The organism is Clostridium pascui (genome assembly GCF_016908015.1).
Taxonomy (GTDB): Bacteria; Bacillota; Clostridia; order Clostridiales; family Clostridiaceae; genus Clostridium_AK; species Clostridium_AK pascui.
This window is the reverse complement of sequence record NZ_JAFBDB010000002.1, coordinates 485,772-501,769: the sequence shown is the minus strand read 5'-3', so window position 1 is coordinate 501,769 and position 15,998 is coordinate 485,772. Positions and strand designations below refer to the sequence as shown.

At 31.2% G+C, this 15,998-nt stretch carries 14 protein-coding genes and 1 other annotated feature; of the genes, 4 read left to right on the top strand and 10 right to left on the bottom strand.

Annotated features, from left to right (window positions below; all coding sequences use genetic code 11):
* Positions 1 to 45: 45 nt before the first annotated feature.
* On the bottom strand, positions 46 to 546 hold the full coding sequence (locus tag JOC70_RS07470) for a hypothetical protein (protein ID WP_204598261.1): 501 nt from the start codon (positions 544 to 546) through the stop codon (positions 46 to 48).
* Positions 547 to 637: 91 nt separating this feature from the next.
* Positions 638 to 1,393, bottom strand: a complete 756-nt coding sequence (pdaB, locus tag JOC70_RS07465) for a polysaccharide deacetylase family sporulation protein PdaB (protein ID WP_204598260.1) — start codon at positions 1,391 to 1,393, stop codon at positions 638 to 640.
* A 191-nt stretch (positions 1,394 to 1,584) separates the two neighbouring features.
* Here pdaB and JOC70_RS07460 point away from each other — a divergent pair, with 191 nt between their 5' ends.
* Entirely contained in the window at positions 1,585 to 1,815 is a 231-nt protein-coding gene (locus JOC70_RS07460) for an alpha/beta-type small acid-soluble spore protein (RefSeq protein ID WP_204598259.1), read from the top strand.
* 131 nt (positions 1,816 to 1,946) lie between these two features.
* Positions 1,947 to 2,474, top strand: a complete 528-nt coding sequence (locus JOC70_RS07455) for a DUF4364 family protein (protein ID WP_035307148.1) — start codon at positions 1,947 to 1,949, stop codon at positions 2,472 to 2,474.
* On the opposite strand, the gene JOC70_RS07450 is transcribed toward JOC70_RS07455, so the two are convergent.
* Positions 2,471 to 3,352, bottom strand: coding sequence for a YncE family protein (locus JOC70_RS07450; protein WP_204598258.1), 882 nt, complete (start codon positions 3,350 to 3,352; stop codon positions 2,471 to 2,473). The two genes, JOC70_RS07455 and JOC70_RS07450, sit on opposite strands and share 4 nt — an antisense overlap.
* A gap of 161 nt (positions 3,353 to 3,513) precedes the next feature.
* Between JOC70_RS07450 and JOC70_RS07445 the strand changes: the two genes are divergently transcribed.
* Complete coding sequence (locus JOC70_RS07445) at positions 3,514 to 3,768, top strand: TIGR03905 family TSCPD domain-containing protein (RefSeq protein ID WP_204598257.1); 255 nt, start codon at positions 3,514 to 3,516, stop codon at positions 3,766 to 3,768.
* 103 nt (positions 3,769 to 3,871) lie between these two features.
* On the opposite strand, the gene JOC70_RS07440 is transcribed toward JOC70_RS07445, so the two are convergent.
* From JOC70_RS07440 to gltS, 7 genes are all read right to left on the bottom strand, one after another.
* On the bottom strand, positions 3,872 to 5,170 hold the full coding sequence (locus JOC70_RS07440; RefSeq protein WP_204598256.1) for a bifunctional folylpolyglutamate synthase/dihydrofolate synthase: 1,299 nt from the start codon (positions 5,168 to 5,170) through the stop codon (positions 3,872 to 3,874).
* Between the two features lie 138 nt (positions 5,171 to 5,308).
* The gene (locus JOC70_RS07435; protein WP_204598255.1) at positions 5,309 to 7,957 is read right to left on the bottom strand and encodes a valine--tRNA ligase; all 2,649 of its coding nucleotides are present in this window, start codon (positions 7,955 to 7,957) and stop codon (positions 5,309 to 5,311) included.
* Positions 7,958 to 8,005: 48 nt separating this feature from the next.
* Positions 8,006 to 8,221, bottom strand: a binding site (T-box leader).
* A 169-nt stretch (positions 8,222 to 8,390) separates the two neighbouring features.
* Positions 8,391 to 9,008: a cyclodeaminase/cyclohydrolase family protein gene (locus JOC70_RS07430; RefSeq protein ID WP_204598254.1), complete on the bottom strand. Its 618-nt coding sequence runs from the start codon at positions 9,006 to 9,008 to the stop codon at positions 8,391 to 8,393.
* Positions 9,009 to 9,025: 17 nt separating this feature from the next.
* A complete protein-coding gene (locus JOC70_RS07425; RefSeq protein ID WP_204598253.1) occupies positions 9,026 to 10,708 on the bottom strand; it encodes a formate--tetrahydrofolate ligase in 1,683 nt (560 codons plus the stop codon).
* Between the two features lie 55 nt (positions 10,709 to 10,763).
* Positions 10,764 to 11,279, bottom strand: a complete 516-nt coding sequence (locus JOC70_RS07420) for a folate family ECF transporter S component (protein WP_204598252.1) — start codon at positions 11,277 to 11,279, stop codon at positions 10,764 to 10,766.
* A 164-nt stretch (positions 11,280 to 11,443) separates the two neighbouring features.
* Complete coding sequence (ftcD, locus tag JOC70_RS07415; RefSeq protein WP_035307133.1) at positions 11,444 to 12,337, bottom strand: glutamate formimidoyltransferase; 894 nt, start codon at positions 12,335 to 12,337, stop codon at positions 11,444 to 11,446.
* A gap of 797 nt (positions 12,338 to 13,134) precedes the next feature.
* On the bottom strand, positions 13,135 to 14,364 hold the full coding sequence (gltS, locus tag JOC70_RS07410; RefSeq protein WP_204598251.1) for a sodium/glutamate symporter: 1,230 nt from the start codon (positions 14,362 to 14,364) through the stop codon (positions 13,135 to 13,137).
* Positions 14,365 to 14,651: 287 nt separating this feature from the next.
* Here gltS and JOC70_RS07405 point away from each other — a divergent pair, with 287 nt between their 5' ends.
* Positions 14,652 to 15,941 (top strand): amidohydrolase family protein, encoded by a 1,290-nt coding sequence (locus JOC70_RS07405; protein ID WP_204598250.1) that lies wholly within the window; start codon positions 14,652 to 14,654, stop codon positions 15,939 to 15,941.
* Positions 15,942 to 15,998 lie beyond the last annotated feature (57 nt).

Genomic DNA, 15,998 nt, shown 5'->3' with positions numbered 1-15,998 from the left:
TTTTCTTACTTATAAATATTCTTAAAACGTCAATAATATTACTATTCAACTAAATATTTCTTCATTATTAAATATAAAATTTAATTTTCTTATATCTACAGCTTCTAATAGTGCTATAGTTGCTGCTATCATATACCCATAAAGTTCATTGTTATTGTTAAAACCCCTTTTTATAGGAAGTTCACAAGGCTCTACTGTATTTTTAGACATATTCTCTATATATCTTTGAAGGCAGTATACTAAATATTTCTCATCTTTTTCTGCACTTGAAAGTGTAACTGTATTTTTACTTCCAAATCCATAAGTGATTATATTTCCACTAATATTTAAATTTTTTTTAAATTTCGAGTCCATATTTACAAGATAATACAAACCCCTAATATTTTTCAAATTATAATCAGTATCCTCGTTTATAATTACATAATCTACTGAAATTTCAGCGTCTTCTAACTGGACTAATTCATATTTAATATCTAACTGCAACAACTCCTTTTTTATAATATAAATTAAATTTGTATTTTCTCCTATTATTGCTATTCTTCTCATATTATCAACCCCTGCTTCAATTTTCTTCTATATGTATTTTTAGCAAAGGTTGATATTTTATGCATTATATAATTCCATTATAATACAGTAATTATTTACCATCAATTAATATCTGCTTACCTTCCAAATTAATTTTATAATTTTCCTTATATATTAAATCTCCAACCTTAACAAAACTATATCCATTAGCCTTTAAATTCTCTATTATTCTTGGTAAATTATATGGAGTAAATTTTGCATCACTATGGAATAGTATTATAGAGCCAGCATTAACTTTTTTCATAACCCTTTCATATTCTATATCTGCTCCTTCTGCTTTCCAATCTATACTATCTACATCCCATTGTATGCAATTATATCCTGCAGATTTTACTGCATTAAGTGCATTATCATTATAAGAACCTGATGGGCATCTAAACAATTTAGTTCCTTGTCCTGTAATCTTCATTATTTTTGCATCTGCTACACTTATTTCCTTTATTATCCTATCCTTTGAAACTTGAGTAAAATCCGGATGAGTATCTGAATGATTTCCAATTTCATGTCCTCTTTTGTATATTTCCTTAGTAAGCTCTGGAAAATCCTCTGCCCAATTTCCTATTATAAAAAAGGTAGCTTTTACATTATACTTATCTAAAATATCTAATATTTCAATAGTATTATCATTTCCCCAATTCACATCAAAGGTTATACTTACCTTCTTTTCTTGTGTATCTACTGAATATATGGGAATATTTTTATCCTGAATAAATACTCCTTTGCTAACATTTAAAAATATACTTGATATGGTACTTACTGCTAATAGCAATACTGCAAATAAGACCTTTTTGTAAATTTTACTCTTCAATTTACACTACCCTCCATATAATTTCCTTCTTATTTTTTATATGTAAAATTTAAGTGAAATATTCTAGTGAAATTTAATTAGCTTACCTTATTAAGCCTTTATTTCCTGAAACACTACAGTATTTATATTTAATATGAACAAATACTATAAATGACTAATACATAATTATTTATAAAAGGAGGTAACTTATTATGGCATTAGGACAATCAGGAAGTGGAAGAACTCAACTTGTACCTGAATCTCATAAAGCATTAGATGATATGAAATATGAAATAGCAGAATCAATGGAGCTTGGAGTTCATCAAGGCTCCGAAGATTACTGGGGAGAAGTAACTTCAAAGAATTGCGGAAGAGTTGGTGGGCAAATGGTTAAAAGACTAATCTCAATGGCTGAAGAACAACTTGCAAATGGTAGTAAATAATAACTTTATATAAAAGTCGGCTATAATAGCCGACTTTTTTTAGTTAATACTTAATTGTTAATACTTAATAAGTTGTGATATAATAATTGATAAGTTTAACAATCAATATAAGGTTATTAGGAGGATTATTAATGTTTGAAGATACTTTAGAACTCGCAGAAAACAAACTCCTGCTGCTATATATATTTCTAAAAATAAACGCCCCTATTTCCAATAATCAAATTACCCAAATGATACTCGAAAATAATTTTATGAATTATTTTACTCTTCAACAATATATTTCGGAACTTGTTCAAAATAACTTTTTGCAAATACTTGAAGATGAAAATAAACATAGACTTTTAATTACGGAAAAGGGTGAAAAAGTACTATCTCTTTTTATAAACAGGATTTCTAAAGTTAAACTTGAAACAATAGACATATATTTAGAAAATCAACATGAAAATATAAAAAGAGAGGTTTCTGCATCTTCTGACTATACAATTGAAAATAAAAATAAATTTGTTGTAAGCTTAAAAGCTATTGAGGGTAATATAAATTTAATTGATTTAAAGATAACTGTAGACAGCAATAATTTAGCTCGAGAATTATGCACAAAATGGAAGAATGATTCTTCTAAAAAATATGAGAGAATATTACAGATACTTTTAGACGATTAAATTAAAATCATACCAGTAGGCTCTCCTCCTATTGGTATATTTTTTTTATTTCCACTTTCTAAATCAATTTTTATAAGAATATTATTATAGTTATCCCCTACATAAAGTTCATTTCCTTCTTTTGCTATTCCCCTAGGCATTCCTCCTATTTTTATTCTACTTGTTTCCTCATAGTAATTTATATCTATGAAACTCAACGTTCCATCTCCAAAATTCGAAACATAGCAAATATTATCGTCTATGACCATATCTACTGGTGAATTTCCTACAGATATTCTATATAATACTCTAAGATTTTTGGTCGATAAAATGCTTATGCTTCCTTTTTGATCTGAGCCTAAATTACTTTCACATACTACAATATATTCCCCATCTTTCGTAAATAAGGCTTTTGTTGGGTAAGATCCAACCTTTATATTTTTTATACATCCCTTTTTTTCTCCACTAATTAAGGTTAAAGTATCATTTCCCATATTTGATACTACGAACAAGTTATTTTTTTCATTGAATTGAATACTATGAGGTAAATTGCCACAGGGTATTTCCTCTACAATCTTATTTTGTGCCAAATCAAACACCACTATAGTATTTAGTTCTCCACATACGATATACGCATAATCCTCTACTGTAATTACATCATTACAGTGCATTCCTATAAAAGAATTTTGTATTTCAATATTCTTTGTAATATCTACTATAGAAATACTATTTGAATAGCTGTTTGCAGTTATTAGCTTATCTTTATATCTGCATATTCCATGGGGTCCAATTTTATAATACCCATTATTTAATGTTATTTTGTTCTCTTCTTTAAATGTAGATAGATTTATTCTAGATATACAATCAGAAGATGTGTTGCATATGAATAAATGACTCATGTTTTTTCCCCCCTCACAGATATAATATGTAAGTACATAAAAATTGGGCATAGTTAAATGAAACATCGCAAATAAATTGATATATGTCTAAAACATTAGTACTTGTCTATTAAATTTGAATAAGTTATAATTCTTATATACTTTTAAAGGAGGAAAATTTAATGTATTCATATACTACAAAAGGTGTTTGTGCTAGCAAAATTGATTTTGATATAGTTGATAACAAAGTAACAAATGTGCGTTTCCTTGGAGGATGTAATGGTAACTTACAAGGACTTGCAAGCTTAATTGAAGGAATGGATGTTAATGAAGCAATAGAAAGATTAAAAGGAATTCATTGTAAAGAAAAGCCTACATCTTGCCCAGACCAGCTTTCAAAGGCATTGGAAGACGCACTAAGTTCAGTTAATAGTTAATAGTTAACAGTTAAAATAAAAAACCTTCCACTTTTGTGGGAGGTTTTTATACTTTACAAATTCATATCAATAATTTTCTACTAAAACTCTTTACTACTTAATATCAACTATTAATCACTCTTATAGTTTTTCTCATTTCTCCTACCATATAAAGTGATCCACATATAAGTATTAAATCATCTTCATTTGCATAGTCTAAAGCCTTTTCGTAGGCCTCTTTATAGTTTTCTATGGCTTCACAATTAGGATTATATTTTTTTATTATTTCTACAAGCCCAGAAGAATTTTCTGCTCTATAGCTTGGTGGTGTCACAGTTATAATATTTGAAGCTTCTGGTGTAATTACCTTTACCATATCATCTACTTGTTTATCCGAAAGTATGCCCATAATCAGTATGAACTTATTGTATTTAAAATAAGTATTTATACTATTTTTAAGACTTTTAATCCCATCAATATTATGAGCTCCGTCTATTACCACCATAGGTTTTGCCTTTAACATTTCAAGTCTTCCAGCCCATTTTACCTTTTTTAACCCTTCTATAATATGTTCTTTTTTAATATTAACCCCTATATTTTGTAATTCTTCTGCTGCATTTATAACTACAGAACAATTTAATAACTGATGAGTTCCTAAAAGTGATAACTGTATTTCATAAGTATTCCTACTAGTGTTAACTGTAATTTCTTGATAAGGTACATTGTAAAGCTTTTCTTTCAGCATTGAATCTTCTCGTTTTACATATATTATAGAACTCTGTTTTTGCTTGGCTACTTTTTCAATAGAAAGTTTCGCCTCTTCTTCCACAGGATATAATATTACAGGAGTCTTTTCTTTTATTATACCTGCCTTTTCATATGCAATTTCTTCTAATGTATTTCCCAGAATTTTCACATGATCATAGCTTATTGAAGTTATTATGCTTATCAAAGGATTTACTACATTTGTAGCGTCTATTCTTCCTCCAAGTCCTACTTCAATTACTGCATAGTCAACTTTTTCCTCTCGAAAATATACAAACATTACTGCAGTTATTATTTCAAATTCTGTAGGCTCATCATATCCTAGTTCACAAGTTTTATGTACTGCTATCTTTACCCTTTCTACCACTTCACACAATTTTTCTTTAGGAATATTATTATTATTTATTTGTATTCTTTCTTCAAATTCTTCTATAAATGGTGAAGTATACATTCCAACCTTATATCCAGATTCCATAAGTATTTGAGTAAGCATTGCTGTAGTAGAACCTTTCCCATTAGTTCCTGCTATGTGAATACACTTTAAATCTTTATGAGGATTTCCTAAAAGTTCTAATATTTTGTTAGTTCTCTCAAGCCCTTTATTTTTACCAAACTTAGCCGTACTTTCAATATATTCTATAGCTTCACTATAATTCATCTAAAATCCCCCCATTTTTTAATCACTAATCCCTATTCTTGATTTTTAATAGACAGTATGCTAGTAACCAGCATCCAGTTATAGGGATTTAAAAATCAACACTATATTTTACTGGCCACTGGTTACTAAGTATATTAATTACTGATTACTTAAGCTTTGTATTCTTTCAAGTACAGATGTAAGCATTTCTTTGTACTTATCACCTTTAGCTTTTTCTTCAGCTACTACTGATTCTGGGGCTTTCTTTACAAAGCTTTCATTTGAAAGTTTCTTTTCTACACGTTCTATTTCTTTTTCAAGCTTTTCCTTTTCCTTGTTTAATCTTTCAAGTTCTTTTTCCAAGTCTACAAGGTCTAGAAGTGGCATATACATTTCAGCACCTTTAGTCACTGCTGCAACAGCATTTTCTGGCGCTTCATCTTTAGAGTTCAAGAAACTAACTTCACTAGCTGAAGCAAGCTTTTCAAAGTATACTGTTCCCTCATTAAATGCCTCTTTTCCTTCCACTGCAAATATTGCAACCTTAGCCTTTCTTGAAGGTGGTACATTCATTTCTAATCTTACATTTCTTAAAGCTTTAATAGCTTCAATTATGTAATTCATATTTTCTTCTGATTTTTTATCATTTAACTCTTCTCTATATTCAGGCCACTTGGAAGTAGTTATAGTATTCTCTTCACTTTGAACATGAGTATAAATTTCTTCTGTTATAAATGGCATAATTGGATGTAAAAGCTTAAGCCCTGTAGTTAATACATCAAATAATACATTATAAGTTATACCCTTAGCCTTTTCATCTTCTCCATATAATACAGGTTTAACAAGTTCTATATACCAATCACAGAATTCACTCCACATAAAGTCATAAACCTTTTGTGATGCTATACCCAATTCATATTTATCTATGTTTTCAGTAACTTCGCGTACTAAAGTATTTACTCTTGATAATATCCACTTATCTGCTATAGTATAATCCTTAACGTTTTTATATTTATCCATAAGATCTTTATCTAAGTTCATCATAACGAATCTTGAAGCATTCCATATCTTATTTGCAAAGTTTCTTGCTGCTTCAACTTTTTCTTCATAAAATCTTATATCATTACCTGGAGCGTTTCCTGTTACAAGCATAAATCTTAAGGCATCTGCACCGTACTTATCAATTACATCTAATGGGTCAACCCCATTTCCAAGAGACTTTGACATCTTTTTACCATTTGAATCTCTTACTATACCATGAATAAGCACAGTTTCAAATGGGATATCATTCATGCTATTAAGTCCAGAGAAAATCATTCTTGCTACCCAGAAGAATATAATATCATATCCTGTAACGAGTACGCTTGTTGGATAGAAGTATTCTAAGTCTTCTGTTTTATCTGGCCATCCAAGAGTTGAGAAAGGCCAAAGAGCTGAGCTAAACCAAGTATCTAATACATCATTATCCTGTTTAAGCTTAGAACTATTGCATTTATGACAAGCAGTTGGTTCTTCTGCAGATACTATCATCTCACCGCAGTCTTCACAGTACCATACTGGAATTCTATGTCCCCACCAAAGCTGTCTTGATATACACCAATCCTGAATGTTTTCCATCCAGTTGAAATATGTTTTATCAAATCTTTCAGGTACAAAATTAACTCTTTTTTCTCTTACTGCATCAATAGCTGGCTTTGCAAGTGATTCCATTTTTACATACCACTGTTTTGAAATCATAGGTTCTATTACAGTGTTACATCTATCATGACACCCTACATTATGGGCATGATCTTTTATATTTACTAAGAATCCTTCTTTTTCTAAATCTGCTACTATGGCCTTTCTTGCTTCATATCTATCCATACCAGCGTATTTTCCACCAATTCCGTTTATTGTTCCATTTTCATTCATAACAATTATTTCTGGAAGGTTATGTCTCTTTCCAACATGATAATCATTTGGGTCATGGGCTGGTGTTATTTTAACTGCACCTGTTCCAAATTCCATATCTACATAATCATCAGCAACAATAGGAATTTCTCTATTAACAAGTGGAAGTATAAGAGTTTTTCCCACTAAGTCAGCATATCTTTCATCCTTTGGATTAACAGCTACAGCAGTATCTCCAAGCATAGTTTCTGGTCTTGTAGTCGCTATTTCTATAAATCTATCTTCTCCTTTTACAGGATATTTGATATGCCAAAAATGACCTTCATGCTCACTATATTCTATTTCTGCATCTGAAATAGCTGTCATACATTTAGGACACCAGTTAACTATTCTATTACCTCTATAAACTAATCCTTGTTCATAGAGTTTAACAAATACTGTTCTAACAGCTTTATTTAAATTTTCATCCATAGTAAATGCTTCTCTTGTAAAGTCAGCAGATACCCCTAGTTTTTTAAGCTGTCCCTTTATTCTATCTCTGTACTCATGGCTCCATTCCCATACTTTTTCTAAGAAGGCTTCTCTTCCCATTTCCTTTTTCTTAAGTCCCTGCTTAAGAAGCTCATTTTCTACCTTAACTTCTGTAGCAATACTTGCATGGTCTTCTCCTGGAAGCCATAATGTACTATATCCTTGCATTCTCTTAGCTCTTATTAAAAAATCCTGAATACTGTTATCTAATGCATGCCCTAAATGAAGTTTTCCTGTAATATTTGGTGGCGGCATCATTATTGTATAAGGCTTCTTGTTTTTATCCACCTCTGGAGTAAAGTACTTATTTTCTTCCCAGTTCTTATAAATTCTCTCTTCAAACTCCTTAGGATTATAGGTTGTAGCTATGTTTATGTTTTCGTTCATATGTATTACCTCCCGCTTTTTTAAATTAAAAAAGCACCCTGCTATCCTTAAAAGGACGACAGCGCGCGTTACCACCTTTTTTCTTGAGTAAAACTCAAGCTCTCATATTATTAACGGATGATTAAACCCGTCTTTGCCTACTAATATTTCAGCAAAGAAGCTCCAAAGCTACCTTCAAGGTCATTTGTACAGAAAGTCTTTCAGCCTATGAACTTTCCTCTCTTAGAATTATTAACCTTTACTCCTCTTTTTCAAAGCATTTTAATATCAAATTGTTATTTAATTTATAATCTTTATTATAGCTTAAATCCTAAAACTGTCAACAATTAATTGATTTAATAGTTGATTAATAATAATTGAAGAGGGAAATTTAAGTTTTACTTAAATTTCCCTTTCATAGCTCTTAAGTATTAATTGCTTTTTATTAATTTAACTAAAGTACTACTTTAGAAAGAAGGCTTTGTTCTATTTCATTTACCTTAGATTCTAACTCTTCTATTTCCTTTTTAGCTTCATTTACAAATTCTTCGTCTTTTATAGAACCTAAATTTATTTTTACATTATATAATGCTGAAAGCACTGCTGTTCTTGAAGACATTGCAGCTACTGCTCCATCTGTTACTGCATTTTGGTTTCCTTTTTCTATTACAACTTTAGCTAAGTCTAGTAACTTAAATGCATCCTTTGCTACATTTAAAGGTACTGTAGCCGCTCCCTTAAATGCACTTTGAACTGCTGCTGTTCTTGCTTTTTTTTCTTCATCAGTTTCTTTTGGCATTTTAAAAGCTGCCATTATTTTATTAAATGCATCTGAATCCTCATCAATATAATTTACAAATTTATCTTTGTATTCCCCAGCTACCTTCTTTATTTCTTCCATTTCACCTTGTACTTCTTCATAGCCCTTCTTGCCCAATGTAAGATTAGCTACCATAGTAATCAAAGCTGCAGCGGAAGCTGCGCTTAATGCAGCTATACTTCCGCCACCTGGTGCTGGTGATTCTGAAGCTGTTTCATCTATAAAATCTTTAACTGTTAACTCTCTTAGCATGTTATTTTCCTCCAATTTTAAAATAATCCTGATATAACTCCGTTTTCATCTATATCCATTTTATTTGCAGCTGGTACTTTTGGAAGTCCTGGCATAATCATTATATTACTTGTTTGGCAAACTATAAATCCTGCTCCTGCTGATACTCTTACGTCTTTAACGTTTATCTTAAATCCTTTTGGAGCACCAACTAAACTTGGATCGTCTGAGAAAGAATACTGAGTTTTTGCCATACATATTGGAAGTTTGTCAAGACCTATTTCTTCTAATTTCTTAATTTGCTTCATAGCAGCTGAATCTATTTCTACTCCGTCTCCACCATAAATTTCTTTTACAATAGTGTTTAATTTTTCTGGAATTGATGCTTCAATTTCATAAAGTGGAGCATAATTACTTTCTTCAGCTTCAATGATTTTAACTAGCTTTTCAGCCATTTCAACTCCGCCTTGGCCGCCTTTTTCCCACACTTCATTAAGTGAAACTTCTATTCCATGTTCCTTACATTGATTTGTTAATGCTTGTATTTCAGCTTCAGTATCATTTGCAAATTTGTTAACAGCTACAAGTACTGGTAATCCGAACTTTTTAATGTTTTCTACTTGTTTCTGAAGGTTTGCAAATCCGTTAATTAATGCTTCTACATTTTCAGCTCCAAGTTCTGTCTTCTTAACTCCACCATGCATCTTTAATGCTCTTATAGTTGCAACTAATACTACTGCAGATGGTTTTAAGTTTCCATATCTACATTTTATATCTAAGAACTTTTCTCCACCAAGGTCTGCACCAAATCCTGCTTCTGTAACAAGATAGTCTCCAAGCTTTAATCCAAGTTTTGTAGCAATTATACTGTTACATCCATGAGCTATATTTGCAAAAGGTCCTCCATGAATAAGTGCTGGAGTATTTTCAAGTGTTTGAACAATGTTTGGTTTTATAGCATCTTTTAATACTAATGCCATAGCACCATGAACATTTAAGTCCTTAGCTGTTACTGGCTGACCTTCTCCGTTGTAAGCTACAATCATGCTTCCAAGTCTTTCTTTTAAATCCATAAGGTCGGATGCTAAGCAAAGTACTGCCATAACCTCTGAAGCAACAGTTATCATGAATGAATCTTCCCTTGGATAACCATTTACTTTTCCACCTAAACCTACTACTACATTTCTTAAAGATCTATCATTCATGTCTAAAACTCTTTTCCAAACTATCTGTCTTATATCTATGTTAAGAGCATTTCCATGATTTATATGATTATCTATTGCAGCGGAAAGTAAATTGTTTGCTGTAGTTATAGCATGCATATCTCCTGTAAAGTGAAGATTTATATCTTCCATAGGAACAACTTGTGCATATCCACCGCCAGCTGCTCCCCCTTTTACTCCAAATACAGGTCCTAAGGATGGCTCTCTTAGAGCAATAATTGCCTTTTTACCTATTTTATTAAGAGCTTGTCCAAGTCCTATTGTTGTAGTTGATTTTCCTTCTCCTGCTGGAGTTGGAGTTATAGCTGTAACAAGAACTAATTTTCCGTCTTTCTTATCTTTTAATCTATTAAAAATATCTAATGAAATTTTTGCTTTGTATTTCCCATAAAGTTCTAACTCATCATCTAATATGCCGTATTCTTCTGCTACCTCAGCAATTTTCTTCATTTTTGCGCTTTGTGCTATTTCAATATCACTTGGTACTTTATTTGTCATAATATTTACACCCCATCTTCTTTAAATTTATATTATAAAAATATATGTTAATTGTTTATTGAACTACATTATTAATTTTACTAACCATGGAACTATTTCTCAAGTAGTATAATACACTTGTAAATACTATTACCTGAATCGGAAGCATTATTAAATCCTTTACAAGTCGTGGTGCTATAATTATCATAAATGCTTTCCCAGTAATCATACTTAACCATATAGTGTTCAATCCTACATCTACTATAATAGTTTTTAAAACTGTAGCTAAAATAATGTTTTTATATCCTATATTTTTCTTATAAAAGAAAAGTCCATATATTATACCTGATATAAAGGCGCTTAGCGTAAATCCTAAAAATACAGCTCCTGTAGGAAAAACTGTGGCTCCAATCAAATCAATTGCTGCATCTACAATTCCTGCGAACAGTGGAGTAAATAGCACCCCAGAAAGCATAGTTGGGATAAATCCAAATCCTACTCTAATTATTGGAGTTGTTATTGAAAAAAACCTACTTATTATAATTCCCATAGATATAAATAGTGCTGTGTATACTACTTTTTTAGTATTCAACTCTTCCCCCCCTTAATGCCCTATGTATATTACAAGCGTCTACGAACCCTTATAATATTTATAGACGCTTGTAGTTTTAAAAGAAACATCTCAACCAAATTGAGATGTGCTGATTTACAATGAAATCACAGATTTCTGTAAATCATGCAAGGTGAACGTGGAACTTATTCTAACAATCTCTTTTCGAGTATTTGGTTAATATCAAAGTTTTCAATTTGTAAATAATATTCTGCAGCATCAAGTAATGCTTTCATAGGAACTGTTCCTATAACTTCGCTGCCTACCACTGGAACTCCATATCTCTTTGCTTCTATCTTAATCATTTCAAATGCTCTATACACTGCTGTTTTTTCATAGTTAACTAAGTTCATAGACACTTGAACTTGATTTCTTTCTTCTAATTTTAACCCTATAGCTTTTACAAATCTAAGACCGCCGCCTATGAATCTAACTTTTTTAGCTATAGCATCTGCAACTTCAAGTCTATCAGTTCCTAAGTTTACATTAAATGCTACTAATGACACTCTAGCGCCTACTGCTGTACATCCACTCTTTGCATTCATTTCCTGTGGACCAAAGTCTGGTTTCCATTCTGGCTTTACAATCTTTTCAAAGAATGCTTCATATTGTCCTTTTCTCACATCTGCAAGATTCTTTCTTTCTGGTTTTGTTGCTGCATCTTCATATAAGTACACTGGGACTCCCAAACTTCCAATTTCTTTTCCAACTTCCTTCGCTATTTCTATGCACTCTTCCATAGTTATATCTGCTACTGGAGTAAATGGTACAACGTCTACTGCTCCCATTCTAGGATGTGCGCCATGATGAGTTGTCATATCTATTAATCCAGTTGCTACTTTAGCCATATTTACAACAGCTTCTTTTATCTTTTCTGGTGATCCAATTAAAGTTACAACCGTTCTATTATGATCTTCATCTGATGAATAATCTAAAAGCTTAACCTCTTTTACTTTTCTTGCTTCATCAACTATCTTTTCTACAAGTTCCTTATCTCTTCCCTCACTAAAATTTGGTACACATTCAACTAATTTTGCCATAAGTAACTCCTCCTTAATTTATGAAAAATGTTATTTTATTTTTATAGTGTAGCTCTTTAATGATTTATAATATGTATCTAAGAGCTGTGCTGTCGTGGTTTTATTTACCTTACACTTAAATTATATCACTGTTTCATCAATAAAACGTCTAATTTTTATAATATATTCAAACAATTTAAAATTTTTGTATTATTTTATAGACGATAAAAAATGCGAAACATTTTTATGTTGAACCTACCGTATAGGATTTGCATTTAGGAAGACGTTCATTTCGCTAAGGGCAGCTAATATTTATAAATTTAAAATTCCTAAGACTCCTAAACTCGCTATCACTCAAATAACGGGAGTCTCTTAACGGTATTTTAAATTTATAAATAAAGCTGTTCTAAAGTTTATTCAATCTCTTCTTCGCTGAAAATTCTATACTCTGTGAGCATTAAAAATGTATTCATGTAAACTGCTGAAGGAAGGAATTTCACTTAGCGTAAATTCCCATAAATTAGTATAGTTGCAGAAATTCAGTTTACTAAATTTCCTCCTTTATCAGGTTTAGATGATTTTCTTAATGTTGAACATATAGTGTGGGATTTGCATTGTAGAAAGCATTGAATAAGCGATTAGAAGCTCTTTATTTATGAATTCAAATCACCGTCAAGAACTTTTTACTGTCTGAACGATAGTGAGTTTAAAAAGTTTAGGTGATTTGAATTTAGAAATATTAGAGCTTCTTTGCACAGCGAACCGCTTTCCTAGATGCAGATCCCATACAGGAGATTCAACATTATGCAAAATATGATTTATTTAAAGAAGTTAATGAACCATACGATATTTGGTATTCCTACTAGGTCTATTAAAAACGCTCCAACTAAAGGTACTATTAAGAATGCCTTAGTGGATGGGCCGTATTTTTCTGTAACAGCTCCCATGTTTGCTATAGCATTTGGAGTCGCTCCAAGACCGTGTCCTGCCATTCCTGATGCCATAACCGCTGCATCAAAATCTTTCCCTAATGCTCTAAATACTACAAATATTGTATATAAAGTTATAAATATCACTTGTATAATTACAACTATAAGCATTGGTCCTGCAAGATTTGAAAGTTCCCATAACTTTAGTGACATTAGAGCCATTGATAAGAATATTCCAAGAGAAACATCTCCTACTAAATCTATAATATAGTGATCAAGTTTCATAAATTTGAACTTATCATTTAAATTTCTAAATGCAACTGCTGTAAACATTGCACCTACATATCCTGGAAGTACTGTTCCTGTTTTAGCTATGAATGCACATACTACAGCCCCTATAGTCATACAAACTGTAATTACTGCTAATTGAACTAAGAATCCATGAGAAGTAACATTTGAAGCTGAAGCTATACCTGCTGCTTCTCTATATGATTCTCCTGAAAATTCTTCTACTTCTGTAGGTTTTAACTTATATTTGTCTATAAGATATCTTGCTATAGGTCCACCAATAAGTCCTCCAGATATAAGGCCAAAGGTTGCTGCTGCTACTGCTACAGTAGTTGCTCCTGCAACTCCTAAAGATTCTGCTGTAGGTCCAAAAGCTGCTGCTGCACCATGACCTCCTTCCATAGATACAGCGCCCATCATTACTCCAAGTAATGGATGAATTCCTACCACTTTAGCTGAGATAACTCCTATAGCATTTTGAGCAACTGCAAGTATACTACAAAGTATCCAGTAAATTATTAAAGGTTTTCCTCCTTTTTTAACTAATGCAAAACTTCCACCTAGTCCTACGGTTGTAAAGAATGCAATCATAAATGGTGACTGAAAAGTTGTATCCATACTAATTGTAATTACATTAGCTTGTTTTAAAACTAAAGCTAATAGTGAAAATGTTAGGCCACCAATAACTGGTGCTGGAATACAAAATCTTTCAAAGAATTTAACCTTCTTTCTTAAATAATACCCTAAAAATAATAACAGTAGTGCAATGGTTAATGTAGCAATCATGTCCATCTTGAATGTCAAGATACCTTTTACCATTTCAATTTTCATAAAAATACCTCCTAACATATTTATTATTTCACTAATTTATAAAAGCAAAATCCATGCCAAATAAACTTGACTCAATTTTCTATCTTTTCTCAATATTTTCACTTTGTGTACACTGCAAAATTTGCCGCACTGCAAATTTTGCCTATTTTTACTTGCTATTTACTACATATACAAACTAAAAACTAATCAATTGTAAGTTTTTAAAAACCATTGGCATTTTTAAAAGGAATACTAGTTTTTTTGCAGAATACTGATAATAACTAATATAAATAGAAAAGAGGGTAACTATGGAAGAAAGAATTCTTATTAAAGGAAATATTAAAAAAGATAAGGAGGTGCATCCAGGTTATATTATTTCAAATCTAAATACAGGTTTAATTGATGAAATTAAGTTAAATGAAATTTTTGAAGGTGAATTTCCAGGAAAGGTGTATGATTATTCAAATGAATATATAATAGAAGCTGGAGATTTTAATGCTCATTCTCATCCTGAACAATCCATATACACAGATATTGTAGATAAATCTTGGGATCTAGGAACTTGGTGTCGCAATACAATATATAAATACAGCGTAAAGTTACAACCTGAACATATATATTACGGATGTTTGAGGGCATTTTCTCGCATGCTTACACTAGGGGTTACATCTGTTATGGTATCATTTTATTGCCATGGCAATAAAGGTAACAGTTTAGATAAAGAAGTATTAAGAGCAGCAAAAGATACAGGTATTAGACTTTATTTTGGTAGAATGAACTATGATATACTAACTGAAAATGCCTATGAAGCAAAAAAGTATTCTCAAAAGAGCTACTTTGAAACGCCAGATGAAGCAGAAATGAATTTTTATATGTTATTTGGAGAAATGTGCCACAAGGATATAATAGTTGCTCCTTCACTTCATAGCATACATGCTTCTACAAAAGAAGCTATAGTAAAAGGAATTAACTTAGCTTTTGAGAATGGAAAGTATATTCAGTTTCACCTATCGGAAGATAAAGGAGATGTAGATTTATCTCTTGAGTTATACGGTATGCGTCCACTAAAATTTTTAGAATCTTTGCTTAAAAATAAAGAAGTTAAAAGTCTTGAACATGTAATTTTATCCGATTGCATATGGCTCGATGATGAAGAATACGAAGTTATTGAAAAGTATAACATGAACGTTGTGTTAAATCCAAGAATGAATGAAAGGGTAAAAGCCGGAGAAGCTAATTTAGAGAAATTCTTAGAAATGAACATTCCACTATACCTAGGAACAGATGGAGAAGCTAGTAACGACGATTTATCCGTAACTGGTGAACGTAACTTTTTAAAAAGTAAGTTTATAGATGTTAATCCGGAAACAATTAATGCTTTAGGTAAGACACCATTTAAATTTAATCAAGGATATATTGGAACACTTGATAACGGACATTTTTGTGATATAAAAATAACTAATAAAGACGGATTAGTATGTGATGTATTTGTAAGTTCGAAGATTGTAGTTAAAGATGGAGATCTACTTACTATGAATATGGACAAGGACATTGAGGCCCCTCTTAAGAATTTATTATCTAAATTATTTGTTGATTAAAACATAATAGAGTCTTCTATAAAAAACAGAAGTATGCATAGATTTTATATAAATCCA

Bases quoted from the DNA above. Each gene is read 5' to 3' on its own strand.
- JOC70_RS07435 (WP_204598255.1), bottom strand. From the start codon at position 7,957: ATGAACGAAAACATAAACATAGCTACAACCTATAATCCTAAGGAGTTT.
- JOC70_RS07460 (WP_204598259.1), top strand. From the start codon at position 1,585: ATGGCATTAGGACAATCAGGAAGTGGAAGAACTCAACTTGTACCTGAA.
- ftcD (WP_035307133.1), bottom strand. From the start codon at position 12,337: ATGGCAAAATTAGTTGAATGTGTACCAAATTTTAGTGAGGGAAGAGAT.
- JOC70_RS07440 (WP_204598256.1), bottom strand. From the start codon at position 5,170: ATGAATTATAGTGAAGCTATAGAATATATTGAAAGTACGGCTAAGTTT.
- JOC70_RS07445 (WP_204598257.1), top strand. From the start codon at position 3,514: ATGTATTCATATACTACAAAAGGTGTTTGTGCTAGCAAAATTGATTTT.
- JOC70_RS07455 (WP_035307148.1), top strand. From the start codon at position 1,947: ATGTTTGAAGATACTTTAGAACTCGCAGAAAACAAACTCCTGCTGCTA.
- gltS (WP_204598251.1), bottom strand. From the start codon at position 14,364: ATGAAAATTGAAATGGTAAAAGGTATCTTGACATTCAAGATGGACATG.
- JOC70_RS07470 (WP_204598261.1), bottom strand. From the start codon at position 546: ATGAGAAGAATAGCAATAATAGGAGAAAATACAAATTTAATTTATATT.
- JOC70_RS07450 (WP_204598258.1), bottom strand. From the start codon at position 3,352: ATGAGTCATTTATTCATATGCAACACATCTTCTGATTGTATATCTAGA.
- JOC70_RS07405 (WP_204598250.1), top strand. From the start codon at position 14,652: ATGGAAGAAAGAATTCTTATTAAAGGAAATATTAAAAAAGATAAGGAG.
- JOC70_RS07430 (WP_204598254.1), bottom strand. From the start codon at position 9,008: ATGCTAAGAGAGTTAACAGTTAAAGATTTTATAGATGAAACAGCTTCA.
- JOC70_RS07425 (WP_204598253.1), bottom strand. From the start codon at position 10,708: ATGACAAATAAAGTACCAAGTGATATTGAAATAGCACAAAGCGCAAAA.